The sequence below is a fragment of the Alteromonas sp. 5NS40-0096 genome (assembly GCF_057544385.1).
Genome location: NZ_BAAJLQ010000002.1, coordinates 903,103 through 923,801, shown reverse-complemented (window position 1 = coordinate 923,801; position 20,699 = coordinate 903,103). Strand labels below are relative to the sequence as shown.

The 20,699-nt window shown below is 46.2% G+C and carries 21 protein-coding genes; 13 read left to right on the top strand and 8 right to left on the bottom strand.

Annotated elements, in window-relative coordinates; genetic code table 11:
* The first annotated feature begins 27 nt into the window (after positions 1-27).
* Positions 28-936 carry a LytR/AlgR family response regulator transcription factor gene (locus AC27G9_RS09945; protein WP_487073613.1) on the top strand — a complete coding sequence of 303 codons (909 nt, stop codon included), beginning with the start codon at positions 28-30 and terminating at the stop codon, positions 934-936.
* Positions 937-978: 42 nt separating this feature from the next.
* Here AC27G9_RS09945 and secF read toward each other — a convergent pair whose 3' ends face one another.
* The 6 genes from secF to AC27G9_RS09915 form a co-directional block, all read right to left on the bottom strand.
* Positions 979-1,920, bottom strand: a complete 942-nt coding sequence (secF, locus tag AC27G9_RS09940; protein ID WP_487073611.1) for a protein translocase subunit SecF — start codon at positions 1,918-1,920, stop codon at positions 979-981.
* Positions 1,921-1,931: 11 nt separating this feature from the next.
* Positions 1,932-3,776 carry a protein translocase subunit SecD gene (gene secD, locus AC27G9_RS09935; protein ID WP_487073609.1) on the bottom strand — a complete coding sequence of 615 codons (1,845 nt, stop codon included), beginning with the start codon at positions 3,774-3,776 and terminating at the stop codon, positions 1,932-1,934.
* A 57-nt stretch (positions 3,777-3,833) separates the two neighbouring features.
* On the bottom strand, positions 3,834-4,169 hold the full coding sequence (yajC, locus tag AC27G9_RS09930; RefSeq protein ID WP_487073607.1) for a preprotein translocase subunit YajC: 336 nt from the start codon (positions 4,167-4,169) through the stop codon (positions 3,834-3,836).
* Positions 4,170-4,194: 25 nt separating this feature from the next.
* Positions 4,195-5,307, bottom strand: coding sequence for a tRNA guanosine(34) transglycosylase Tgt (gene tgt, locus AC27G9_RS09925; protein WP_487073605.1), 1,113 nt, complete (start codon positions 5,305-5,307; stop codon positions 4,195-4,197).
* A gap of 270 nt (positions 5,308-5,577) precedes the next feature.
* Positions 5,578-6,630: a tRNA preQ1(34) S-adenosylmethionine ribosyltransferase-isomerase QueA gene (gene queA / locus AC27G9_RS09920; RefSeq protein WP_487073603.1), complete on the bottom strand. Its 1,053-nt coding sequence runs from the start codon at positions 6,628-6,630 to the stop codon at positions 5,578-5,580.
* Between the two features lie 290 nt (positions 6,631-6,920).
* Positions 6,921-7,130, bottom strand: a complete 210-nt coding sequence (locus tag AC27G9_RS09915) for a DUF6471 domain-containing protein (protein WP_487073673.1) — start codon at positions 7,128-7,130, stop codon at positions 6,921-6,923.
* A 234-nt stretch (positions 7,131-7,364) separates the two neighbouring features.
* On the opposite strand from AC27G9_RS09915, the gene AC27G9_RS09910 reads away from it, so the two are divergent.
* The 12 genes from AC27G9_RS09910 to AC27G9_RS09855 all read left to right on the top strand — a co-directional run bounded on the left by AC27G9_RS09910 (position 7,365) and on the right by AC27G9_RS09855 (position 18,076).
* On the top strand, positions 7,365-7,754 hold the full coding sequence (locus tag AC27G9_RS09910; RefSeq protein WP_487073601.1) for a DUF2170 family protein: 390 nt from the start codon (positions 7,365-7,367) through the stop codon (positions 7,752-7,754).
* A gap of 19 nt (positions 7,755-7,773) precedes the next feature.
* Entirely contained in the window at positions 7,774-8,454 is a 681-nt protein-coding gene (locus tag AC27G9_RS09905; protein WP_487073599.1) for a PspA/IM30 family protein, read from the top strand.
* A gap of 90 nt (positions 8,455-8,544) precedes the next feature.
* On the top strand, positions 8,545-9,600 hold the full coding sequence (locus AC27G9_RS09900) for an ion channel (RefSeq protein WP_487073597.1): 1,056 nt from the start codon (positions 8,545-8,547) through the stop codon (positions 9,598-9,600).
* Positions 9,600-10,250 carry a YjfK family protein gene (locus AC27G9_RS09895; protein ID WP_487073595.1) on the top strand — a complete coding sequence of 217 codons (651 nt, stop codon included), beginning with the start codon at positions 9,600-9,602 and terminating at the stop codon, positions 10,248-10,250. The genes AC27G9_RS09900 and AC27G9_RS09895 overlap by 1 nt, the downstream gene beginning before the upstream one ends.
* Positions 10,251-10,286: 36 nt before the next feature.
* Positions 10,287-10,703: a DUF350 domain-containing protein gene (locus tag AC27G9_RS09890; RefSeq protein WP_487073593.1), complete on the top strand. Its 417-nt coding sequence runs from the start codon at positions 10,287-10,289 to the stop codon at positions 10,701-10,703.
* Positions 10,704-10,714: 11 nt separating this feature from the next.
* Positions 10,715-11,329, top strand: a complete 615-nt coding sequence (locus AC27G9_RS09885) for a DUF1190 family protein (protein WP_487073591.1) — start codon at positions 10,715-10,717, stop codon at positions 11,327-11,329.
* Complete coding sequence (locus tag AC27G9_RS09880; protein WP_487073589.1) at positions 11,329-12,492, top strand: glutathionylspermidine synthase family protein; 1,164 nt, start codon at positions 11,329-11,331, stop codon at positions 12,490-12,492. Before AC27G9_RS09885 ends, AC27G9_RS09880 begins: the two co-directional genes overlap by 1 nt.
* A gap of 13 nt (positions 12,493-12,505) precedes the next feature.
* Positions 12,506-13,057, top strand: a complete 552-nt coding sequence (locus AC27G9_RS09875) for a rhomboid family intramembrane serine protease (protein ID WP_487073587.1) — start codon at positions 12,506-12,508, stop codon at positions 13,055-13,057.
* Positions 13,058-13,172: 115 nt separating this feature from the next.
* On the top strand, positions 13,173-13,874 hold the full coding sequence (locus AC27G9_RS09870) for a VC0807 family protein (protein WP_487073585.1): 702 nt from the start codon (positions 13,173-13,175) through the stop codon (positions 13,872-13,874).
* A 32-nt stretch (positions 13,875-13,906) separates the two neighbouring features.
* A complete protein-coding gene (locus AC27G9_RS09865; RefSeq protein WP_487073583.1) occupies positions 13,907-14,557 on the top strand; it encodes an ABC transporter ATP-binding protein in 651 nt (216 codons plus the stop codon).
* Positions 14,544-16,976 (top strand): ABC transporter permease, encoded by a 2,433-nt coding sequence (locus tag AC27G9_RS09860; protein ID WP_487073581.1) that lies wholly within the window; start codon positions 14,544-14,546, stop codon positions 16,974-16,976. Before AC27G9_RS09865 ends, AC27G9_RS09860 begins: the two co-directional genes overlap by 14 nt.
* Positions 16,970-18,076 (top strand): lipocalin-like domain-containing protein, encoded by a 1,107-nt coding sequence (locus AC27G9_RS09855; RefSeq protein WP_487073579.1) that lies wholly within the window; start codon positions 16,970-16,972, stop codon positions 18,074-18,076. The genes AC27G9_RS09860 and AC27G9_RS09855 overlap by 7 nt, the downstream gene beginning before the upstream one ends.
* A 9-nt stretch (positions 18,077-18,085) precedes the next feature.
* Here the strand turns inward: AC27G9_RS09855 and AC27G9_RS09850 are convergent, their stop codons facing one another.
* Entirely contained in the window at positions 18,086-19,540 is a 1,455-nt protein-coding gene (locus tag AC27G9_RS09850) for an alkaline phosphatase (protein WP_487073577.1), read from the bottom strand.
* Positions 19,541-19,641: 101 nt separating this feature from the next.
* On the bottom strand, positions 19,642-20,586 hold the full coding sequence (locus tag AC27G9_RS09845) for a chemotaxis protein CheV (RefSeq protein WP_487073575.1): 945 nt from the start codon (positions 20,584-20,586) through the stop codon (positions 19,642-19,644).
* Positions 20,587-20,699 lie beyond the last annotated feature (113 nt).

Here is a 20,699-nt window from a genome sequence, read left to right as displayed (position 1 = left end):
TCAGGCCAGCCAACAAGGAGATGACAATTGGCGGGGGTTGAGGGACAAACGGTGGCTAATGGGGACGAAAAAACGTCAACGATATTCAATCGATTTGAACAACACAAACAACGTTGGATTTGGTTAGCGATTGCCACTTATCTATTTATCAACAACACTATCAATGCGACGTCAGTTTGGATGGAGTACTCTCGGCACGGTAAACCGACTATTGGTTTATGGGAGCCTTTCACTTGGGAGTATTCCAGCGCGATCAGCGTATTGATGCTGTTGCCCCTACTCTTTCTTTGGTTCGCACGTTATCCGCTGACGTGGCAACGATGGCGTAGCCAAGTCCTAGCCCACGTGATCGTCGCCACCTTGTTTGCCATGGCACATGTCGCGATTATGGTTAGCTTGCGAGAAGTCGTTTACGCTATGGCTGGCGGCAACTATGATTTCAGCCCCGTACTCAGAGAATTCTTTTACGAGTGGCGCAAAGACATATGGGGCTACTGTACTTGGCTTATCGCCTATCACAGTTATCATTTTATTTATCGCCGCCTGCGCGGCGAGGCGAGCTTTATTGAACAAAGTGAAGAGCCGGCGACAACCGTGACGACACCACTAGAGCATGTATTGGTGAAGAAACTCGACAAAGAATACTTAGTCAAACTCAAAGATGTTGAATGGCTTGAATCGGCAGGGAATTATGTCAATCTGCACAGCAAAGGGCGTACCTACCCTCTGCGTAGTACCATGAAACAATTTATTGATACGGTTTCTGAGCAGGGTTTCAAACGCGTTCATCGCTCCTTCGCCGTCAATATTGATACCATTGCTCACATTGCCTACCAATCAAGTGGCGATGGTGAAATTACCCTTCAATCAGGCGCAACCTTACCACTTTCACGGCGATACAAAGACGAATTCAAACAACATTTTTCACCGGTATAAAAAAGGCCGCTTATCGCGGCCTTTGTTCAACACCAAAACGTGTTATGGCAATGGATCTAAGTCCGCGCCTTCTTTTTCAACTTCAACCGGAATCAAGTCTTCTTTACTGATCCCTAGTGCCAGTGCCACTGAACTCGCAACGTAGATTGAAGAGTAAGTACCGATAAATACACCGAATAGCAATGCTGTCGCAAAACCGTGAATCAAGGCACCACCGAGGAAGAACAACGCCAACAATACTAAAATGGTTGTTAGTGACGTTATCACGGTACGGTTGAGTGTTTGAGTCAAAGAAACATTGATGATTTCTTCGGGTTCGCCTTTGCGTATTTTACGGAAGTTTTCACGAATACGGTCAGACACAACGATAGTATCGTTCAATGAATAACCGATGACCGCTAATACCGCCGCCAGTACCGTCAAGTCGAACTCAAGCTGAAGCACAGAGAACAAACCGAGTGTGATAACCACGTCGTGAACCAATGCCGAAACTGAACCCAAAGCAAAACGCCATTCGAAACGCATTGCAACGTAGACCAAAATACACAACAAGGCCGTCAGCATTGCTAACCCACCCTGTTCCGTCAGCTCTTCACCAACATTCGGGCCAACGAATTCGATACGACGCATGTCGACGTCTTTACCGTTGGCGCGCAACGCTTCTAACACTTGGTCGCCAATGGTCGCGGCCTTAACACCTTCTCGTGGCGCAATACGAATAAGCACATCTTGGCTACTACCGAAGTTTTGTACTATCGCATCGGCGAAGTCAGCGCCTTCCAAGCGAACTCGGATATCCGATAAATCGGCGGCTTCGGTATAACCCACTTCGATCAGCGTTCCGCCGGTGAAGTCTAAGCCCCAGTTCAATTGATTCACTGCCAATGAGACGACCGAACCCAACATCAGAATGGTAGAAAACACCATCGCGGGCACTCGAAGTCGCATGAAATTGACAACATCTTGTGATTTAAAAAACTGCATATTTGAATCCCCTAAATCGCAAGTTTGTCAATTTTGCGGCCACCCCAAACGGCGTTAACCACAACACGTGTAACGAGAATCGCAGTGAACATTGACGTCGCAATACCAATCATCAACGTAATTGAGAACCCTTTAATCGGCCCCGTACCAACAGCGAACAAAATCAAACCGGCGATGAACGTCGTAATGTTTGCATCCAAAATGGTTGAAAACGCACTATCGTAACCATAGTGGATTGCTTGCTGCGGGCTGCGGCCGTCGCGCAATTCTTCTCTAATTCGCTCATAGATTAGTACGTTAGCGTCTACTGCCATACCTACGGTCAATACAATGCCCGCCATACCTGGTAACGACAAGGTCGCGCCAGGAATCATCGACATGATACCCACGATCATGATGAGGTTAACCACCAAGGCAATGTTCGCCACTACACCAAATGCTTTGTAGTAAATCAGCATAAACAAAAGTACCAAGACAAGGCCTGCCATGATGGCTTGCATACCCAGGTCGATGTTTTCTTGGCCTAAGCTAGGACCCACCGTTCTTTCTTCAACGATTTGAATTGGCGCAATCAATGCACCTGCACGAAGTAACAACGCGAGGTCGCGTGCTTCTTTAGGCGAATCTAGACCCGTAATTCTGAAGCTACTGCCCAACTGCGAATTAATGCGGGCTACGTTAATCACTTCCTCTTGCTTCTGGAAGATTAACTTGCCGTTGGCATCACGTTCCCCCGTAGTCTTGTATTCGATAAATACCGTAGCCATCGGGTTACCGACGTTCTTACGGCTGAAACGAGACATCTTGTTGCCACCCTCAGAGTCCAACGAAATATTGACCTGAGGCATGCCGTATTCATCAACACCTGAGTTAGCGTCGATAATATGGTTACCCGTAACAACGACGCGTTTTTCTAGTAATTGAGGGAAACCTTGCTGGTCATTGATAAGCTGAGAACCCGGCGGTACTCGGCCATCCAACGCGTCTTGAATGTCGTTTTTCTGATCGACCTTACGGAATTCTAGCGTAGCCGTTGCGTTGAGAATTTCCTTCGCTTTCGCAGTATCTTGAATACCAGGCAGCTGCACAACAATACGCTCAGCGCCTTGTTTTTGAACCACAGGCTCAGCAACACCAAGTTGGTTCACACGGTTGCGAATGATAGTGATATTTTGCTTCACCGCGTAATCGCGAATTTCTGCTAATTTAGCTTCTGAGTACGACGCACGTAACACCAACCCGTCGCGTTCAGTGTAAGTCAGATCTCGGTTGCGGTTACGCAAGAAGAACTCGGCTTTATCTAGCGTTTCTTGGTCGCGGAACTGAATATCGACATGACCGTCAACACGTTTAACCGTGCGGTATCTCAAACCTTCTTCACGCAATGCGGTTTTAAAATCGGCTTCCGAGTCTTCCAAAGACTTGCTTATCGCTTGGTTCATGTCCACTTCCATTAAGAAGTGCACACCACCGCGCAAGTCAAGACCAAGCTTCATTGGCGCACCGCCAATGCCTTCAAGCCAATCAGGGGTGTCTGGCGCCAAGTTCATCGCTACGTTATAGCCCTGACCTAACACCAAGTTCAACGATTCTTGGGCTTTTAGCTGGGTATCTGAATCGGTCAAACGAACAAGGATTTGCTCGTTTTCAAATTCGATGCGCTTTGGTGTAATGCCCTGCTCTTGCAACGTAGACTCAACTTGCTCAAGGGTCATTTGTGAGACTTGGGTGTCACGACCTGCGGAAATTTGTACCGCATGGTCTTCACCATAGATGTTTGGAATAGCGTACAACGTGCACATGCCGACAACGACAAGTACTAATATCACTTTCCATATTGATGTTTGATTTAACACAACAGATTCCTTTGTGCTGCTATACGCCAATGCATCAGCACTGGCGTAACAACAAGATTAAAGTGACTTCATCGTCCCTTTTGGTAGTACCGCGTTTACCGCTTGCTTTTGAACAACGATATTGGTGCTATCGTTAAGTGCGATCTCGATGAAATCTTTGTCTTCACTCACTTTAGTGATTCGGCCAACGATGCCACCTTGTGTCAACACCTCGTCACCTTTTGACAAAGAGTTCACTAGGTTTTTGTGCTCTTTTACGCGTTTCGCTTGTGGGCGATAAAGTAAGAAGTAAAAAATCAAACCGAAAACGGCCAACATGATCAACATTTCGACACCGCCGCCTTGCTGGCCACCGCCTTGTTGTGCATACGCATTAGAAATGAAAAAACTCATAAAATTCCCCAATTAACTGTTTTTGTTATAGTGCCGGTACCGGCATATTTTTTTGTGCGTAAAATTCTTCAACGAATTCATCTAACTTATCTTCGGCAATGGCTTCTCTCAACCCTTCCATTACACGTTGGTAATAACGCAAGTTATGGATAGTGTTCAGACGCGCACCCAAGATCTCGTTACATTTGTCCAAATGATGGAGATATGAACGAGAATAATTTTTACAAGTGTAACAATCACAATTCTCGTCTAATGGACGAGTATCGGTTTTGTGTTTGGCGTTACGGATTTTTATCACACCTTCGGTGACAAACAAATGACCATTTCGAGCGTTGCGCGTTGGCATGACACAGTCGAACATATCAATGCCGCGACGTACCGCCTCAACAATGTCTTCCGGCTTCCCGACGCCCATCAAGTATCTGGGTTTATCTTCGGGGATTTTAGGTGCAGTGTGTTCAATGATGCGGATCATGTCGTCTTTAGGCTCACCCACAGATAAACCACCAATGGCGTAGCCATCAAAGCCAATTTCTTCAAGCCCCGCCAATGACACGTCACGTAGGTTCTCGTACATACCGCCTTGGATAATACCGAACAATGCAGAAGGGTTATCGCCGTGGGCTTCTTTACTGCGTTTTGCCCAACGCAACGATAGCTCCATCGACGTACGCGCTTCTTGTTCTGTTGCTGGATACGGTGTGCACTCGTCAAAAATCATCACGATATCTGAGCCCAGATCACGCTGTACTTCCATCGACTTTTCCGGCGTCAGCAATATTTTCTCGCCATTTATCGGAGAACGGAACGTCACGCCTTCTTCGGTAATCTTACGTAGATCGCCTAGACTGAATACTTGGAAGCCACCTGAATCGGTAAGAATCGGTTTGTCCCAGTGCATGAAATCGTGTAGGTCACCATGCTGCTTCACAATCCCCGTGCCTGGGCGCAACATCAAATGAAAGGTATTGCCCAAACAGATATGCGCACCGCTATCGGCTAGCTCTTCGGGTGTCATCCCTTTTACTGTTCCGTAGGTCCCCACTGGCATGAATGCCGGAGTTTCAACAACACCACGGTCAAATTTCAGACGGCCTCTTCGCGCTTTACCGTCCGTTTTTAACAACTCAAATTGCATGGGATTCAGTATCCTAGATAAAGTGAGTAGCTAGTAACTACTCACTTAAAATATTCATAATAAAAAAGTGTGGCGGCGATTATACCAGTAAATACACATAGATCATGTGTAATTAGGACGTGTTGAGCTTTTTGCTGGACAAGTTTTGTTTAGCCTAAGCCTTTTTTACCGCGACACTCGTTCACAAGCGTCGCCATTGTAAGTCAAAAACAAGTTACAATCAGCAAAATTGCTCAGGGTAACCCCCATTTAAAGGAGGTTAGCTTGCCCCTAGTCGTCAGCACTAACAGTGTCAGCGCGTTCGATGAACATACTGTCGCCGTAACTAAAGAAACGGTACTCTTCGTCGATGGCTTGTTGATACGCGTTCATGACCTTTTGTCGCCCAGCAAATGCCGAAATCAACATCATCAGTGTCGATTCAGGTAAGTGGAAATTTGTAAACATGGCATCGACAACTTTGAATTCGAATCCCGGATAAATGAAAATCTCAGTGTCGTCAAAGAACGGCGCTATCATTTTATCGGTGGCCTGCGCAGCAGACTCCAAACTGCGAACGGATGTCGTACCCACCGCAATAACCCGATTTCCCGCGGCTTTCGTTGCTAAAATAGCGTCAACGACATCTTGGTCGACTTCAGCGTATTCGGCGTGCATGTGATGATCATGAATATTGTCAACGCGAACGGGTTGGAATGTACCGGCACCAACATGCAGGGTGACAAAACCAAATTGAACACCGTGGGCCTTTAATGCGGCGAGAATTTCGTCATCAAAGTGCAGGCCTGCAGTGGGTGCAGCGACGGCACCAGGCTTTTCGTTGTAAACGGTTTGGTAGCGCTCTTTGTCGCTATCTTCATCCGGTCTATCAATATAAGGAGGAAGCGGCATGTGACCGTGCGCTTCGAGCAAGGTCAGAACGTTTTCCCCGCCCTCAAACTCAAGATGAAACAACGCTTCTTTACGCCCTAATACCTTGGCAGATATCGCGCCTTCTAGGGTTAAGTTTGTGCCCGGGCGCGGTGCCTTGCTAGCACGAACATGAGCCAAGGCGGTATGATCTGATAGGATTCTTTCTATTAAGACTTCAACTTGACCACCGGTCTCTTTTTGTCCCATCAATCGAGCGGGTATCACACGAGTATTGTTGAAAACCAACATATCGCCTGGATTGACAACATCCAAAATCTGTTTGAACATCTTATGCTGAACGTCACCGCTATTTCCTTCCAAATGCAGCAAACGGCTGGCGCTACGCTCCTCAGTAGGGTATTTGGCAATCAAATGCTCGGGTAATGTAAAACTAAAATCGCTGAGTTTCATCGAATTGGTACTGCTTTCTATCAAAAATTTCGGGAAACGAGAGAAAACTCGATATGCATCACTTATAAAAATCTATACCTGATAATGAGTTACCATACGGTCAAAATCTGTACATACTCACTTAACCAGTTAAGATTAAACCATCAGTGATGATGTTCTCCCATGTTAAGTCCATTCTTTGCCCAGCTCTGCTGGGCTTTTTTTATGCCGCGAAGTATACCAAAAAATATACCTAATAGTACTAGGGCGTGATTTGCGACATCGCGAAGCGCTTATCTGCTCATCACCTGTCAGTCGGCCTCTCGAATATCGGTCAAAATATCCGCCAATGAATCTGATGATATCGGTCTTGCATTCAACACACTGAGAATTTGCAGTAACAAATCTGCCCCCATTATGCCTTTATTCACTTTGTTTCTGAGATTATCAGCGGTTTGTGACACACCAATTTCTTCCAAGCGCGCGCTGAGTGTTTGATATTTCACTCCACGTACCGTCATCTCTGACTTTACCAGCCGCGAGACCAGTTGACGCCATTCATTTCCAGAGCTCAAATTAACCACCTTTGTGAATTATATTTTACGAAAACACACTTTTTTACACATAAATAGTATTTTTATTATTGACTAAGTGTAGCATTATTGTCTAGACTCTTCACATCGATATTGGCATGACCCGAAATTATTACTACAGTGGTGATGGCATTATCGCTTCAATCGTAAAGGAGAAACGTTATGGTTTGGGATCTTGTTCAACTGGAGTCCCTGTTGAAAGAACACGAAGATTTTGTGGTGACTCGTGAAGAAGATTGTTTATTGATTGCGAATCAAGATGGCATCGACGCTTGGTTGGCACTGAGTGGTGAACAAATAATAGTAGAGAGTTTGTTATTCAGCGCAGAGCAGGTTGCTGATAAAGCGGCGCTAGATCACGAAATTCTGTCTACTCATATGTTGTTCCCATTAACCACGGTAGGGATATCAACAATTAATGGCGAAGAGTACTACACCGCGTTTGGCGCATTGAGTGCGCAATCGAAAGGTGAAAGCGTCATGATTGAAGTAGAAACCTTATTCCAGAATGTCGCGTCTTTCTTAGATGCGTATGAACCTCATTTAAAGTAATGGTGTAAAGGAGAAGCGTATGTCAGTTTGGAGAAAATTAGTTACAGCAGTGAAAGGTGGCGCAAACGAAGCTGCACAAGCCGTTGTCGACAACCAAGCGATTCGAATTCTTGAACAAGAAATTCGTGAAGCAAAAGAAGAATTGCGCAAGTCTGATCACGCCAGAACGCAGATTTTGGCGAAGTGCAAGCTGTCACAACAAAAAGTGGATAGCTTCAACAGCTCAATTGCTGAGTACGAAGCCCATGCCCGCAAGGCGATTGACACAGACCGTCAACTTGCCCTTGATTGTGCACAGAAAGTATCTGACTTAAAGGCTGAGCGCGAACAAGAGCAAGCGTATCTAGATCAGTTTAATCAATCTGAGCGTCAGTTGGCTTCAAATATTCAACAAGCCAAGGCGAATTTACGCCGCTTGGAACAACAAGTGGATATGGTTAAAGCCACTGAAAGCGTGCAGAAAGCGCAAGTTGCTGTTTCGTCACGTCACATGGGTGCAAACAGCAAAATGAAGACCGCGACAGAATCGCTTTCGCGCATTCAAGAGAAACAAAAGTTGCGTAGCGCAGAGTTACAAGCCGCAGAGGAATTGGCTTCTGAAGACTCAAGTAGCGACCTTGAAAAGCGTCTTTCCGAGGCAGGCATCAAAGGCGGCAGCACGTCTGCTGACGATGAACTTAGCCGAATTTTAGGCAAATAAAATAGAGGAGCCTCGGCTCCTCTTTTGTTTTGTTGCCTAAAATGGCAAAGTGAACGCAGTCGTTACACAGGATGTTAGGTAACCTTCATCATGATGAAGTTTAAAAAGCTGCAAAAGTTGTTGTTGCACTATTTTGCAGAGTCGAGGTGGTACACCCTCGCAATTCTCACTCTCTTCTATACCGTTAGTAGCTGGCTACTCATGGCATTGGCAGGTGAAACTGCACTCACTCAACGCACAGATTTTATTTACTGGTTAGCTGTCACAGGCTCAACTGTTGGCTATGGCGACCTGTCGCCAGTAACTGACGCCGGTAAGCTTATTGTAGCCTTCTATGTGATCCCGCTGGGATTGTCCATATTTGCACTCGTTTTAGGCCGCATTGCCGCATGGGTCGGTCATCAATGGCAAAAAGGAATCTTAGGAATGAAACCGCTGAATACGTCGAACCATATTCTGGTTATTGGCTGGAATGAGCAACGAACCATTATGCTGCTCAACTTACTGTTAAAAGAACGAGACGCCATGGAGTCAAAACCCGATATCGTTCTGTGTGTGAAAGCAGACATTCAGAATCCGCTACCGGGCAAGGTCGACTTTGTCAAAGTCGAATCATTCAATAAAGACGAAGATATGAGTCGAGCCTGCGTTGCCGACGCGCAAACGATTATCATCGACAACCCACAAGACGACGCCACCATGACAACTGCGCTGTATTGTGCCCAGGCCAACAAAAACGCTCATAAAGTCGCATATTTTAAAGATGACAGCTTGGCAAAATTGCTGCAAACCCACTGTCCTAAGGTAGAGTGTACGCCGAGTGTCGCTGTCGAAATGTTAGCGAAAGCCGCCTTAGATCCCGGGTCCAGTTTGCTTCACCACGACTTGTTGAGTGTTGAGGATGGCCAAGCACAATTTTCCAGTATTGTCCCTGATGCCAACGGGCCAATTACTGTGGACAAAGTCTTTGTGAATTTAAAACGTCAACACGATGCTACATTCATTGGCTATTCCCGAGCAAAAGACGGCACACAAATGGTCCTCAACCCTACCCTGAATGACGACTTATGTGCTGGTGACCGCGTGTTCTACATTGCCAAAAAGCGAGTCACTAGTATCGACTGGACAGCATTGGGAGCGCAATAATGTTTGGAAAGTGGTTTAAGAAAAAAAGTGATACGCCCAGTGGCCCAAAAGCACCTGAAATCATGGGGCTGTATTTGGGTGGTTCTTTTGAATTAGATGGATTGAAACTCAGTTTACTCGAACCAGAACTGACGATTGAAGGCGCAGCACGCTCTCACCTTATCCAAGCAGCTGGCGAAGCCCCCCTTGATTCTGGAGGCACGTTACTGCGCTACTACACTGATGACGACGCCTTTTTACAAGTCGTAACCGATGGCGGCTTAACAGAAAGTCATATCACTGATGTCAAGCTATGGTACTTTTACTCTACCCAAACCATTGGCAGTGAAGCGCAGTGGAAAGCCTGTCTCAAAGACGTGGTATCGCAACCAACATACACACTCGATGGCGAAGAGTTTTATCGCGTGTGGGATGCGGTAGGCGAGGAATCACCGCCGGTTGCTGTGACAGAAACCACGTTTGAAGAAGATGGTGATGTCAGTAAAACAGACCAGTTTATGATGCTGTACGAACGCGAAATAGATGGTGGTAGAACCGAATCGCTATTGGTCGTAGCGGAAGAAAAAATCGTCGGCAGCAATATTGACCGCTGCCTAGTTGTGAGCACCGGGTTTGACGTACAACCTGCCGATATCACGATAAATGGTTAGGCCCAATTAGCCTGTAACAATTATAAGGATTACATTATGGAAGCTGTTTTAGACTCTCTCGCAGGTTTAGGAAACTTCGCACTTTACTTTGCAATATCAATTGTATTTTTGTTTGCGTTTAAAATCATCTATGCCTTTGTCACGCCTCATGACGAATGGAAACTGGTGAAAGAAGATAAGAATACTGCCGCTGCAGTAGGGTTTGCAGGCGCCTTGATAGGCTTCTGTATTGCGCTGGGCGGTGCCGCTTCCAATTCTGAATCACTCATTGATTTCTCCATTTGGGGCCTAGTCGCGATTTTGGCGCAAACCTTGGCCTTTGCGTTGCTGCGATTCACCTTTATGCCAACCATTGCCGAGCGCATTAACAACAACGAAGTCTCTGCTGGGGTAATGCTCGCCGGTATGTCAGTGTCAGTGGGCATACTGAATGCCGCCTGCATGAGTTATTAAGGAGGCAGCAAATGACTTCTCAAAAACGCTCAAAGTACATAAACCTCAACCATATGCGAAAATCCTTCGCACTCAAGCCGCTTGCTGTTGGCATCGCGGCCTTGTTTGTTAGCGGTTGCGGTGAAGAACGGGAAGACGCTCGCATATACACCTCACTAGAGGATTGCAATCGCGATAACCCAGATGCAACTTCACGATGTGAAGCCGCGTATCAGACTGCTCTTGATGAAGCCGCTCGTACGGGCCCACGTTACAACTCCGAATATGACTGCGAGCACGAATTCGGAGCAAACCAATGCCGACAATACGAAAACAATTCGGGCAGCTTTTTTATGCCATTTATGGCAGGTTTCATGGTCAGCCGATTATTGTCGCCAAACCCTTACTATTCGCAGCCATTGTACACGTCGTATTCGCCTTACTCACCCTATCGCTCGCGTTGGATGATGGCCGACGGCTATGTGTTCGACGGCGATATTCGCAAACGAAAATATTCCGTTAAACCTTCTACCTACAAACCAAAACCAACGGTAAACCGCACCATTAAACGCGGTGGATTTGGCAGTAGTGTGCGGGCGAAAAGTAGCTGGGGTAGTAGTTCTCGTTCTGGCAGCTGGGGCGGTTAGTGTTTCGTCACAGTATTGCGCCTCGGAAAGACTGGCAGAAACAAGCCGCCGAATATGGCTTTCACTTTCACACCATGTATGGCGAACCCTATTGGGATGAGAGTGCATATTATCAGTTTACACTCGAGCAAATTGAACAAGGTATAGAGGATCCAACCGCTGAATTACACCAAATGTGCCTCGCTGTTGTCGATGATGTCGTCAGCAGTGAAGCCTTGCTGAGACGTTGCCAAATCCCCGAACAGCATTGGGACTTGGTGGCGAGTAGTTGGCGCAACCGCGCGCCTTCACTCTATTCTAGGCTTGATTTAGTGTATGACGGGAAAGGCCCAGCAAAACTACTGGAAAACAATGCCGACACCCCAACATCCCTCTACGAATCAGGCTTTTGGCAATGGTTGTGGCTGGAACAGCAGGTTGAGGCAAATTGTCTGCCACGCAACGCCGATCAGTTTAATTCTCTGCAAGAAAAACTCATAAACCGGTTTGCTGAAATCAAACATCACTACAATATACAGCAGCTGCACTTTGCCTGTTGCCAAGATACGGTTGAAGACAGGGGCACAGTCCAGTATTTGCAAGACTGTGCAACCAGTGTCGACTTAATCGCTGACTTCGTTTTTATCGAAGAAATAGGCCTGGCCGACACGGGTGTGTTTACCGATTTGGAAAATCAACCGATTACCGATTGTTTCAAGCTCTACCCGTGGGAATTCATGCTACGTGAGGAATTTGGTGACCACCTCGCCACTGCCGATGTCAATTGGTTGGAACCAGCGTGGAAAAGTATATTGTCAAACAAAGCCCTTTTGCCCTTGTTGTGGCAAAAATTTGAGGGGCATCCCAATCTCCTGCCCGCCTATTTTCAAGATGATGTAAACAAAGCAGATGGCGGCAAGTGGGTCAAAAAGCCATTGTATTCTAGAGAAGGGGCCAATATATCTATTATTGAGCAAGGCAATGAGACGGAACTGTCTTCAGGTCCTTACGGCGAGGAAGGTTTTGTTATTCAAGCGTTTCATGCACTCCCACAATTTGGGCAAAATCATACCTTAGTTGGCTCCTGGCTTGTTGATGACCAACCCGCAGGCATTTCGGTTCGGGAAGATACGAACGTTATTACGCAGGATTTATCGCGCTACCTTCCGCATATCATTTTGTAAGGCAGACTGCATTATGAGAGACCTATTAAAACGACAAATCTATTTACTCTTGGGCGTGGCTGGGCTTCTTATTGCTATCGAAGTGATCAACCTGTTCACTGGCAGAATGCTTGGGTCACTGGGTGTAATTCCTCGGGTACCTCACACTCTCCCCTATATTTTTAGTGCACCGTTTGTTCACGGCAACCCAGCTCATTTAGCATCAAACTTGATTCCACTGATGATTTTAATGTGGTTGACCATGCAGTGGGGTAGACGCACATTTTGGCTGGTGACCCTCACTACGCTCGTCACTAGTGGCTTAGCGGTGTGGGTTTTCGGTCGCCATGCGATTCATATAGGTGCAAGCGGCATGGTTTATGGATACTTTGGGTTTCTTGTACTCGCTGGCTTTATGAGCAAAAAAATCACCTATATATTGGTTTCGCTCGCGGTAGCGTTCACCTACGGTTCTATGGTGTTTGGTGTGTTACCTGGGCGGCCTTTTGTCTCGTTTGAATATCACTTGTTCGGTATGTTAGCCGGGCTCGCGTGTGCCAAATTTTGGGGACACAACATCAGTTGATACAGAAACATGACATTGTAAAAAAACAAATGGTCACAATTTAGTTGAATTTAACAAAGGCATTCTCAAACTGTCTGAGTATAATGTCACCAAGCATCGCAACCATCGTTGAGTTATGTCTGCACCAGAACAAAAAAAACAACAATCTCAAGGTTTTCTCGGCAATTTAGCCTTTAACATTGTAATTCCAGTGCTCATTCTTACTTACGCAAGCTCTGAGGACTACCTTGGCCCTGCTTGGAGTATCGTCGCGGCCCTGAGCTTCCCTATTGGCTTTGGTTTATGGGATTTAAAGCAATCCGGCAAGGTTAACGGCTTTTCTATTTTAGGTATTGTCAGTGTATTGCTCACTGGCGGTATCAGTTTACTGAAATTACCCGCTGAATATATTGCAATAAAAGAAGCGGCCATTCCCGGACTCATTGGCATTGCCGTCTTAGTTACACAGTACAGCAACAAACCGCTTGTCAAAATGCTCATTCTCAATGAGACATTAGTCAATTGGCCAAGACTTAATGCGTCCCTCAAAGAAAAAGGGCAAGAAACGGCGTTTAGGCACAAAATAGCTGTCAGTAGTTACATTGTAGCCAGCTCTTTCTTTTTATCGTCGGTATTAAATTATATTCTCGCAAAAGTGATTTTAGTGAGCGAACCTGGCACATCTGCGTATACAGAAGAGCTGGGGAAAATGACCGCATTGAGCTATCCGGTAATTGTGATTCCCAGTACCATATTGTTGATCGTGGCATTGTGGTATTTGTTTTCGCAAATAGGCAAACTCACTCAAGAACCGCTGGATAATTTCTTGAACGAGTAAGCTATTGCGAACAGACGTTAAAAGGGAAAGACGTGGTACGCATAGAACAACTGGACAAGCGCTTTGGCGCAACGCCGCTACTAGAAAAGATAAATTTCACGCTCAATGAGGGCTGTTCGGCCAGCATAATGGGCCCTTCAGGATGCGGAAAATCCACACTGTTAAACCTACTCGCTGGATTGGACGGCCCTGATGCCGGACGCATTCAAGTCAATGGCACCGATTTAGCAGCCATGTCCTCGAGCGAAGCAGATACGTATCGCTCGCAACAGCTCGGTGTGGTGTTCCAACAGTTTCACCTGATTGATTGCCTGAATGTTTGGGACAATATTGCCTTTACCGCCAGATATAAAGGCAATGCCGATAAACACCACCAGCAACACCTCATTCAGCAACTCGGCCTTAATGGCCTCGAACGCAAGCCAATTTCTCAGCTATCTGGCGGCGAACAACAACGCGTGGCAATTGCCAGAGCGCTGAATCACAAGCCATCACTGGTCTTGGCAGACGAGCCCACGGGTAACCTCGACGAGCATACCAGTGAAAATGTCAGTGAGCTGCTCTATCAGTTGTGTCAATCCCATAATACCTCGCTAATCGTCGTAACACATAGCAACGACGTTGCAGCAAAGGCGAACACCCGATACCACCTTGCCAACGGCAAACTCCATGTCACGGATTAAGTCTCGTTTTTTGATTCTGTTTAGCACACTGATTCGCCACAACATGATACGTCCGTGGGAAGCTTTACTCGTCCTGTTAACAATGTTGATAGCGTACTGTGGTACCACAAGCATATTTGTACTGAATTATTCCGCCATGGATACAGTAAGCGATGCTGAGCGTCCATATCCTTCATGGCAAATCACGGCTAACCAACCCAACCTAACGGTGAGTAAATCCGAATATGCCGCCCTGCGGCGTTTGGGTTTTCGCAACGCAATCGCATACAGCTTAAAGCAATACGAACTGACTGCTATGCCATTTGATGGTGACTCGAATGAAAAAGAGGCGCTGCGGATTCTGGCATTAGATCAGATGAGTGCTTGGCAAGCAGGACTGACTTTGGACGAGGACGTTAACGTAACGCCTCCCCCCAATACAAATAGTACGGATCGTATTCATGGGTTAATTACCTCAGATACTGAAGCAACCGAGATATCATATCTTGCACCGACAAATGCAACAGTGACGTTTCAACAGGTTAAAGCGCTGCCTTTTGACAACGCGGACGTGCTAATGGACTTGGCCGATTATTACACTTACTTTGAAAGCAGTTTAACGGGTATCTACCTGTTAGGCGAACTCACGCCAACACAACAATACAACATAGAGCAATGGTTACCTGACCATCTTCGGCTATCGCCGGTCAATATTATTGACTCGCCTTCAGCGATGTCCAAAAGTCTGAAAATCAACCTCTGGGCCATGACGGCAATGATGGTTATCGTATGTGGATTTGTTGTCATCAACGCTATAAATCTGTCTCTGCGGGCCAGGTTAGGTATGTTGACTACGCTACGTCAACTAGGGGTTGGATTTAAGGCAATTCGCAAAGGTCTGATTGTTGAGTATTTTACGCTCAACTTGATTGCCGCAACACTTGGGGTGCCTCTGGGTCTTTATTTAACTAGCTTGTTGTCTAATGACATCGTCGTCATGTTGGAGCGCTTACTTTCACATCCTTTGGCCACAGACGATGTTTCCATAGGGTTGATATGGTTCATGGCACTGGGCATCGGCAGCTTAATGCTCGTATTGATGTTGTGGGGACCGCTGACCACTGTCAAAAACAATTTAACTCACGCCAAGCGCCATACGAGTGGTGCAAAAGAACCTTGGCTTTACCTGCTCACCTTAGCAGCCTTAGTGTTTTCCCTAGTTTTGTTAGCCATGCCTATGTCATTGGTCAATGGACTGCTGTTGCTCGGCGGAGTGTTAATTTTCGGTAGTGGCATGTTGTTCATTGTGTTTCCGTTCATACTTGCATTGCTCAACCGGCCAAGTCTCGCCCGTTTCCCCGTTTTACATTGGTCGGTATCAAACACTGGTTCTTTGGCAAAACGCACAAAATTGGCTACCTGCGCCTTTTTCATTGCTCTCACTTCCAATGTGGGCATGAATGTTATGGTCGATAGCTTTCGGTCTGCGACTCAGGATTGGCTCACTCAGCGAATCGCTTCACCCGCGTATTTGTTTTATGACCCTCAAGCCGATGTCGACTGGCAAGCCCATACTGGTATGTTTTTGAGATACCGAACCACGGGCTACGTGAACAACACGCAGATCTCAATAAGAGGGTTTCATCTAGACAAAGAGTCCTTCTCAGCCCTCGGTATGCAAGATTTCATCAAGGATGCTGCTACCAAGCTTAAACAACAAAAAGGTATTTTGGTAAATCAGCAACTTAGTATCAGGCATGGCATCAGACCGGGTGATAGCGTTACCTTATTTATTGACGGCAAGAAAACAACACAAACAGTTTTAGGGATTTACCCCGACTACGGCAACCCGAGTAGCCAAGTGATGGTGCCAAGCCAATGGATTGAGCAGTTCGCAACACCTGATCCTGTGTATTCAGTCGTAGATGAAGCAGCAATGGCTTATGCAGAAAGCCTTGCTAATCGATATCCCGATGACACGCGTTTAGATACGCGAGACGAGATTATCCATTACTCAATGACAATCTTCGACAACACCTTTTTCATCACAGACAAACTCAATATTGTGACCAGTGCCGTCGCCGCACTCGCCTTGGGATTAGCAATGCTGCTCATCACTTTCGATTTACGACCTCAACTTGCCCTACTCAAAGTCATGGGGATTGGGTTAACCAAACTACGTCTGGCGATACTTGGGCAATATGCTCTGATTGGCCTTGTGTCGGTTGCTTTAGCGATTCCTTTTGGCTATGCACTGTCTTACATCTTGGTGAATTATGTCAACGTAGCAGCATTCCAATGGCACTACCCACTGATTTTTGATTTACACAAGGTCGCTCAGGTATTGCTATTTAGCTTTATCACCGTACTTGTTTTGCTCTTGATTCCGTTGCAAAACATCCGATTCCACAGCCAAGGGAGAACACAACAATTATGGTAAGTTATGACCTACGAGCCATTGTTATCCTCTCACTTGCATGCGGTTTGATGAGCTGTACCAGTGAGAAAGCTGTCGCGCCCAGTATCCCAATGTTTGCCCAGACAACGCAAACGAATCAAAGTGCTTTCGTTGAGGTGCCTTTTGATGGTGAAGTAACCCTGCCAGCTGACCATGGAGCACATGATGACTATCAACTCGAGTGGTGGTACATCACGTCAGTTCTTGAAAACGAAGCGGGGACTTTATACCCCTTTCAGTTCACCCTGTTTCGCATTGGCTTGGATACACCAAAAGAAGATGTCGATCAGTGGAGTGACAACACACTCTGGCTCGGGCACGCCTCGCTTCACACACCCCAAGGTCACTACTTCGAGGAAAGGTTTGCCAGAGGTCAGGTCGGCAACGCGGGCGTAAAGGTGTCGCCGTTCACTGCCTACATTGACGACTGGCTGTGGCAGTCTGCCAGTGAGCAGCTCGCTCCCTCCGTATTTAATATTCAATTTGAAAGCGGCCCCAACCTAACATTGTCTTTGAGTGATAATGGTGGCTACATCAAGCATCAAGAAACCGGTGTGAGTATAAAATCGGCGAACAAGCAGGTGCGCTCTTATTATTACAGCGCACCATTTTTAAAACTTGAAGGTACCTTGAATCAGAGTGACGAATCACAACACGTCAATGGCAATGCTTGGTTTGATCACGAATGGTCGACGGAACTGGTCGGCAATCAAGTCACCGGATGGGATTGGTTTTCAATTCACCTAGACGACGGTTCCAAGCTCATGGTGTTTAGACTTCACTCTGTAGATAACACGCCGTTCGTCAATGGTACTCTCATAACACGTGACGGCGAGCAGATAAGGTTATCTGGCGCAAACACAGAGTTAACCATTCTCAATACAGAACGTATATTTGGCAGTGAACATCCAGTGTCATGGCAACTAGCCATTGCAGATTACGATATCGATGTCACTATCGAGCCCATCTATAAAAAGCAGTATAACGAAGGGGTATTGGGCTATTATGAGGGCGGAATTTTGGTATCAGGAAGCCACGTGGGAAATGGCTTCCTGGAATTAACAGGCTACGTTAACCCGTAGCCTAGCGTGTTATTGACAACGCCAATCTGTTTTAAAATCACAGGGCGCATCTTCGTCTTTTTCCGTTGACGAATCAGTCGTTGATTTTTGAGCTTTAGGTTGTGTTTTCACAGCGGGCTTGTCAGCCAACATTGCAAAAATCTTTTTCGCGATATCCGTATTGTCCATTTGGCCCAAAAACGCCTCGCGACCTTTACCAAAAGCAAAAACTTCAACGTCCACACCGGTGTGGCCGCTTGTTGTCCAGCCGGTATTGGTTCGATAATCAATCAGCGACTTTAACTGTATGTACCATGCATCAGGATCTTCATCCAATGTCCCAAGCGTATCGGTTTCTTCTGGTGTCAATTCAAAACCCAGTTGTGACGCTAACCACGCCAAATCCTGTTCACCACTAGCCATTGTTCTGGCCATATGGCCCACAGACGACTTAAGGTTTTGAATGAATTCTGGGCTCCAACGGTAATCGCCTCGAGCCCCAATGGTTAAACCGCCAGTGCTGTGATCGGCAGTCACAACAACCAATGTATCAGGATGTTGTTCTACATAACTTTCAAGGTATTCTAGAGCCAATGCAAGGTCTTGCATTTCCGCCATCGCTGAAGCAATGTCATTAGCGTGTCCTGCCCAATCAACTTGGCTCGCTTCCACTAACAAAAAGAAACCGTTGTCATTTTCCAAGTGCTTGATCGCGTTTTGCGTCAAATACGCCAATCTATTTTTGCGAGTATCGTCTAGAACAGGCTTAAGACCGATAGGCTCGAACAAGCCCAAAACGTTAGAACCGGCGGGAATGGCAGCTAAGCGATTGTAAGTATCGGCATATTCGTATCCTTCGTCGATAAATTTCGCAACCAAGTCTCTGTCTTCTCGCTCAAAAAAGTCAGTACCACCACCGATCATGACGTTGGCATAGGGTTTACCGTCAAAGCGCAAATCAAAGAAGTCATCAGCGATCGCATTATAATTTCTGCGGCTTTCATCATGAGCGATGTAAGACGCTGGTGTGGCATGTACAACTTGAGATGTCACCGCAACACCGGTTCGCATCCCCTGCTCTTTAGCCTGATGAAGAACGGATTTGACAGGTTGTTTGTTAACGTCAACACCAATCGCGCCATTGTAAGATTTAACGCCTGTTGCTAACGCTGTGGCCGCAGCCGCAGAATCCGTGACATAACCAGAAACTGGCGCAGGATATGTTGATGCGTTACCCATTAGTATTCTGTCAAATATGGTTTTATCCACCTGCGGTGTGGCAGGATCATCTGCGAAATTGCGATATGCTGTCGTATACGCTGGCCCCATGCCATCAGAAACGACCATAATAATATTCTTCGGTGTGTGTGAGTTCATCTGCGCTTTGTTTAATGAAGCGACTTCAGAAACCACCGAATTGACTTGAGCACAGCCCTGTAGAAGAGCGCATGTGACCAAACCAGCAAGTGTTAATTTTTGCGACATAATTGCATCCATGAAGAAAAAGCCAACGTAGTTTAAACATCCGTTGGCTTCGAATAAAGGTAAATATTTGACTATTTAGTCAGATAAATCACTCACCAAAATTATAACAGTTCCCGCATCCGTTGTTGTACGACCTCTACCAGCATATCTGGTTGAAATTTAGAGATTAACCGGTTACATCCGACCTTTTTTACCATGGCTTCATTGAAGCTACCGCTCAAGGATGTATTGAGCGCAATGAACATGTTAGCCATGCGGGGATCATTGCGAATTTCAGCGGTCAATCGGTAACCATCCATTTCGGGCATTTCCGCGTCGGTGAACATCATTAAAATTTCTTGGTTAACGTCTTTACCTTCATCTGCCCATTGCTTGAGCAATTTGAGTGCGGCCGCACCATTTTTTCGCTCTACGATGTCTAAGCCTAGCTGAACCAGAGTATCTTTGACTTGTTTTCGAGCCGTTGCGGAATCGTCAACAACCAACACTTTTCGACCAGCAAACTGCTTAACAACGTCTTCGTCTAATACACCCTCGCCCAAAGTCACGTTGTAATCGACGATTTCGGCGAGTACTTTTTCGACATCGATAATCTCGACTAACTCTCGCTTACCTTCAATATTGATTTGAGTGATAGCGGTTAGATAATTTGATTTACCTATTGCATTAGGCGGTGGTTGAATTTCATCCCACGAGGTATTGACAATGCTCACGACTTCGCCAATTAAGAAGCCCTGCACCGTCCGGTTATACTCGGTTATGATGACATTCTTTGCTATTGCATCAACGCTATCTTGATGACGCATTCTAATGGATTGGCGCAAGTCGATAATAGGAATGGAGCTGCCGCGATAAATTGTGACGCCCTTTAAGTTGCCATGTGAGCCCGGCATGGTATTGAGCTTGGGAACCCCGATGACTTCCTTCACTTTGAATACGTTAATGGCAAAGGTATGCCTTGTCCCCATTCGGAACAATAAGAGCTCTAGCCTGTTTTCTCCAACCAACTTAGTGCGTTGATCGACAGACGCTAAGATTCCACTCATGTGTCAAAACACTCCACAAAACGCCGTAACTCGACGAGCGACTACTTAACTACTTAGCATAGAAGGTCTCGCGCCTAATTTCCGCAATTAATTTCGTACACACGGCCCACACA

Coding starts and splice junctions, on each gene's coding strand:
- AC27G9_RS09885 (WP_487073591.1), top strand. CDS start 10,715: ATGACTTCTCAAAAACGCTCAAAGTACATAAACCTCAACCATATGCGA.
- AC27G9_RS09850 (WP_487073577.1), bottom strand. CDS start 19,540: ATGTCGCAAAAATTAACACTTGCTGGTTTGGTCACATGCGCTCTTCTA.
- AC27G9_RS09870 (WP_487073585.1), top strand. CDS start 13,173: ATGTCTGCACCAGAACAAAAAAAACAACAATCTCAAGGTTTTCTCGGC.
- AC27G9_RS09860 (WP_487073581.1), top strand. CDS start 14,544: ATGTCACGGATTAAGTCTCGTTTTTTGATTCTGTTTAGCACACTGATT.
- queA (WP_487073603.1), bottom strand. CDS start 6,630: ATGAAACTCAGCGATTTTAGTTTTACATTACCCGAGCATTTGATTGCC.
- AC27G9_RS09900 (WP_487073597.1), top strand. CDS start 8,545: ATGATGAAGTTTAAAAAGCTGCAAAAGTTGTTGTTGCACTATTTTGCA.
- AC27G9_RS09895 (WP_487073595.1), top strand. CDS start 9,600: ATGTTTGGAAAGTGGTTTAAGAAAAAAAGTGATACGCCCAGTGGCCCA.
- AC27G9_RS09855 (WP_487073579.1), top strand. CDS start 16,970: ATGGTAAGTTATGACCTACGAGCCATTGTTATCCTCTCACTTGCATGC.
- AC27G9_RS09910 (WP_487073601.1), top strand. CDS start 7,365: ATGGTTTGGGATCTTGTTCAACTGGAGTCCCTGTTGAAAGAACACGAA.
- AC27G9_RS09845 (WP_487073575.1), bottom strand. CDS start 20,586: ATGAGTGGAATCTTAGCGTCTGTCGATCAACGCACTAAGTTGGTTGGA.
- AC27G9_RS09915 (WP_487073673.1), bottom strand. CDS start 7,130: ATGACGGTACGTGGAGTGAAATATCAAACACTCAGCGCGCGCTTGGAA.
- yajC (WP_487073607.1), bottom strand. CDS start 4,169: ATGAGTTTTTTCATTTCTAATGCGTATGCACAACAAGGCGGTGGCCAG.
- AC27G9_RS09890 (WP_487073593.1), top strand. CDS start 10,287: ATGGAAGCTGTTTTAGACTCTCTCGCAGGTTTAGGAAACTTCGCACTT.
- tgt (WP_487073605.1), bottom strand. CDS start 5,307: ATGCAATTTGAGTTGTTAAAAACGGACGGTAAAGCGCGAAGAGGCCGT.
- AC27G9_RS09875 (WP_487073587.1), top strand. CDS start 12,506: ATGAGAGACCTATTAAAACGACAAATCTATTTACTCTTGGGCGTGGCT.
- AC27G9_RS09905 (WP_487073599.1), top strand. CDS start 7,774: ATGTCAGTTTGGAGAAAATTAGTTACAGCAGTGAAAGGTGGCGCAAAC.
- secF (WP_487073611.1), bottom strand. CDS start 1,920: ATGCAGTTTTTTAAATCACAAGATGTTGTCAATTTCATGCGACTTCGA.